Here is a 3,662-nt window from a genome sequence, read left to right as displayed (position 1 = left end):
GTACACCTACCTGACGAGACAAAAGGATGTGCTCACGAGTCTGAGGCATAGGACCATCAGTCGCACCACAAACCAAGATAGCACCATCCATCTGAGCAGCACCTGTGATCATGTTTTTAACATAATCGGCGTGCCCTGGGCAGTCAACGTGAGCGTAGTGACGATCAGTTGAATCATACTCAACGTGAGACGTCGCGATAGTGATACCACGCTCTCTTTCCTCTGGTGCATTATCGATGTTTGCGAAATCAACCTTCTCACCACCGAATACTTCTGCACATACACGCGTTAGCGCTGCTGTCAAAGTTGTTTTACCATGGTCAACGTGACCAATAGTACCTACGTTAACGTGCGGTTTATTACGTTCAAATTTTTCTTTAGCCACGGTTACACCCCTTTTTCTATGCTACCGACTTTAGTTTAATTAAGACTACGATTTATTAATAATCACTTCTGCAACCGCTTTTGGCGCTTCTGAATAAGTCAAAAACTCCATCGCGTAGGTTGCGCGACCCTGTGTTGCGGATCGCAAATCTGTTGCGTATCCGAACATTTCAGATAAGGGAACTTCAGCATTAACCACCTTACCAGCGGCGCTCTCTTCCATACCCTGTATGAGACCTCGGCGACGATTTAAGTCACCAACCACATCTCCCATATTCTCTTCTGGCGTTACCACTTCAACCTTCATAACCGGCTCAAGCAATACCGCACCACCTTCTGATGCCAACTTTTTAGTCGCCATACTAGCAGCAATTTTAAATGCCATTTCATTAGAGTCGACATCATGAAAAGAGCCGTCATAGAGCGTCGCCTTCAAACCTAGCAACGGATAACCAGCCAGAATACCGTTTTGCATCTGCTCTGCGATACCCTTTTCAACTGCCGGGATAAACTCACGCGGCACAGCACCACCAACAATCTCATTTACAAACTCTAAACCTTCTTCGCCATCCGCTAAGGGCTCAAACTTAAGCCAAACATGCCCATACTGACCACGCCCACCTGACTGACGAACAAATTTACCTTCAATATCACTAATATTTTTAATCGCTTCACGGTAAGCCACCTGCGGCTTACCAATATTTGCCTCAACACTGAACTCACGCTTCATGCGATCAACGATGATATCCAGGTGCAATTCGCCCATTCCGGAGATAATCGTCTGGCCCGTCTCTTCATCGGTTTTTACTCTAAACGAAGGATCTTCCTGCGCAAGCTTACCTAGGGCAACACCCATCTTTTCCTGGTCTGCCTGCGTACGAGGCTCCACTGCAACCGAAATTACAGGCTCTGGAAACTCCATACGCTCAAGCGTAATCTTGTTCTCAATATTACATAGCGTTTCGCCAGTAGTAACATCCTTAAGGCCGACCGCAGCTGCAATATCTCCAGCCAATACTTCTTTTATTTCTTCTCGGTCATTTGCATGCATCTGCACCATTCGACCAATGCGCTCCTTCCTACCCTTAACTGGGTTATACACGGTATCGCCGGTTTTTAGCGATCCAGAGTAGACCCTAAAGAAAGTCAGAGTACCAACAAAGGGGTCCGTCGCAATCTTAAACGCAAGAGCAGAAAATGGAGCAGAATCATCAGCCTCTCGAGACTCAACAGTCTCGTCATCATCAAGCACACCCTCGATCGCTTTAACCTCTTCAGGAGACGGCAGGTACTCAACAACAGCATCAAGCATCGCCTGAACACCTTTATTCTTAAAAGCAGAACCGCCAATAACCGGCACAATCTCATTCGCCAACGTACGCTTGCGAATCGCCTGCTTTATTTGCTGCTCAGAAAGCTGCTCACCTTCTAAATAAAGCTCCATCAAGTCATCATCCGCCTCTGCAGCGGACTCAACAAGAAACTCTCTCATCTCCTCACACTCATCCAGCAGATCTTCAGGAATCTCTGCGTAATCAAAGGTCATACCCTGATCAGCTTCGTTCCATAAAATAGCTTTCATCTTAATCAGGTCAACCACACCTTTAAACTCGTCCTCTGCACCAATTGTCATTTGCAGAGGCACTGGCGTAGCACCTAGACGATCTTTTAACTGTTCGACTACCATTCGGAAGTCAGCACCTGTTCGGTCCATCTTATTAACAAAGACCATGCGCGGCACTTCATATTTATTAGCCTGCCGCCAGACCGTTTCAGTTTGCGGCTGCACACCTGACGAACCACACAAAACCACAACCGCACCATCAAGCACGCGGAGCGAGCGCTCTACTTCAATTGTAAAGTCAACGTGCCCAGGCGTATCGATAATATTCACGCGATGCTGATCAAACTGTTGCTGCATTCCCGACCAGAAACACGTGGTCGCAGCAGAGGTTATCGTGATACCTCGCTCTTGCTCCTGCTCCATCCAATCCATTGTCGCCGCACCATCGTGCACTTCACCTATTTTATGCGACAAGCCTGTATAGAAAAGAACTCGCTCCGTTGTCGTTGTTTTACCAGCATCAACGTGCGCACAAATACCAATATTTCTATACCTGGAAATTGGAGTCTTACGTGCCAATTTTTTATCCTCTTAAACCCAAAAAGGCCCGCATAAAATGCAGGCCATATAACACTCGTATACCTTAGAAACGGTAGTGAGAGAAAGCCTTGTTTGCTTCGGCCATCTTGTGAACATCTTCACGTTTCTTAACCGCTGCACCCTTACCTTCGGCTGCATCGATAATCTCACCCGCTAGACGCAAAGCCATAGACTTTTCGCCACGCTTACGAGAGTAGTCCACCAACCAACGCATTGCTAGCGCTACCTGACGAGCCGGACGAACTTCAACTGGAACCTGATAAGTAGCACCACCAACACGGCGAGACTTAACCTCTACCATTGGCTGGATAGACTCTAGCGCTTTATCAAACAGCTCTAAAGGATCTTCATGACCCTTTGCTTTAACAGCATCTAATGCACCGTATACAATTTTCTCTGCTACGGATTTTTTACCATGAACCATTACGTGGTTCATAAACTTTGCAAGCGTTTGATTTCCAAATTTAGGATCTGGAAGTATCTCGCGTTTTGCTACGACTCTTCTTCTTGGCATGACAAGCCCTCTTTTAACATCAAAGGTCTTCAGGTTCGCTCAGACATAAAACGAAATATTTCGCCAGTCCGACCTTACTCTTATCCTTCAATCAATTATCTCATTGTTAATTGAAATATTTATGACAATTAACGCTTTCAGACAGACCTAAGACTATCCCTTAGGACGCTTAGCACCGTATTTAGAACGACCCTGACGTCTATCTGCAACACCTGAAGTATCCAAGCTACCACGAACTGTGTGATAACGAACACCAGGCAAATCTTTAACACGACCACCACGAATAAGAACAACGCTGTGCTCTTGTAGGTTATGGCCTTCACCACCGATATACGATGTAACCTCGTAACCGTTCGTTAGACGAACACGACAAACCTTACGCAAAGCCGAGTTTGGCTTCTTAGGTGTCGTAGTGTATACACGAGTACAAACGCCTCGACGTTGAGGACAAGCCTGCAACGCGGGTACGTCACTTTTCGCGACTACACGTTTACGAGGCTTACGTACCAACTGATTAATCGTTGCCATGTAAGCAAACTCCAATATCTATATTTTTAAAAACCGTTTCATTACAAAACGTCAAGCTACTATGCCGAAATT

At 46.1% G+C, this 3,662-nt stretch carries 4 protein-coding genes; all 4 read right to left on the bottom strand.

Going from position 1 to position 3,662, the window contains the following annotated elements:
• Positions 1–385: GTP-binding protein (locus A3761_RS15165; protein WP_197473060.1), on the bottom strand; the 385-nt coding region annotated here is incomplete at its 3' end.
• Positions 386–430: 45 nt separating this feature from the next.
• Positions 431–2,527: an elongation factor G gene (gene fusA / locus A3761_RS15160; RefSeq protein ID WP_068509922.1), complete on the bottom strand. Its 2,097-nt coding sequence runs from the start codon at positions 2,525–2,527 to the stop codon at positions 431–433.
• Positions 2,528–2,591: 64 nt separating this feature from the next.
• Positions 2,592–3,062 carry a 30S ribosomal protein S7 gene (rpsG, locus tag A3761_RS15155; protein WP_068509920.1) on the bottom strand — a complete coding sequence of 157 codons (471 nt, stop codon included), beginning with the start codon at positions 3,060–3,062 and terminating at the stop codon, positions 2,592–2,594.
• Positions 3,063–3,215: 153 nt separating this feature from the next.
• Positions 3,216–3,590, bottom strand: coding sequence for a 30S ribosomal protein S12 (rpsL, locus tag A3761_RS15150; RefSeq protein WP_068456027.1), 375 nt, complete (start codon positions 3,588–3,590; stop codon positions 3,216–3,218).
• Positions 3,591–3,662: the final 72 nt, after the last annotated feature.

It is taken from the genome of Oleiphilus sp. HI0123 (genome assembly GCF_001635315.1).
This window is presented reverse-complemented; position numbering and strand designations above follow the sequence as displayed.